The 438-nt window shown below is 73.5% G+C and carries 1 protein-coding gene; it reads right to left on the reverse strand.

Going from position 1 to position 438, the window contains the following annotated elements; genetic code table 11:
* Nucleotides 1-419: AMP-binding protein (locus IH45_RS01000000144830; RefSeq protein ID WP_234440905.1), on the reverse strand; the 419-nt coding region annotated here is incomplete at its 3' end.
* Nucleotides 420-438: the final 19 nt, after the last annotated feature.

Here is a 438-nt window from a genome sequence, read left to right on the forward strand (position 1 = left end):
TCCACCTTCTCCAGCACCACCAGCGGCCCCGCCGTATCCACCGGAACCGCCGCTCGCGTCCCCTCCCCGCACACCACGGCGGACGGCCGCGAGTCGGCCAGCATGAACGCGATCCGCTCCGCCGGATACCCGGCATCCACCGGCACGTACGCGGCCCCGGCCTTCCACACCCCCAGCAGCGCCACCACCAGATCGACGGACCGCTCCATCACCACCGCGACACGGTCACCCCGCCCCACACCCAGACCGCCCAGATGCGCGGCCAGCCGCCCCGCCTCCGCATCCAACTCCGCGTACGTAAGCGCTCGCTGTCCATCCGAAACCGCCACGGCATCCGGCGCCGACGCCACCCGCCGCGCGAACAGCTCCGGCACCGACGGCCCCGCCACCTCCCCGGCCGTCGCATTCCACTCCTCCACGACCAGCCGCCGTTCCTCC

It is taken from the genome of Streptomyces rimosus subsp. rimosus, from assembly GCF_000720725.1.
Taxonomy (GTDB): Bacteria; Actinomycetota; Actinomycetes; order Streptomycetales; family Streptomycetaceae; genus Streptomyces; species Streptomyces rimosus_A.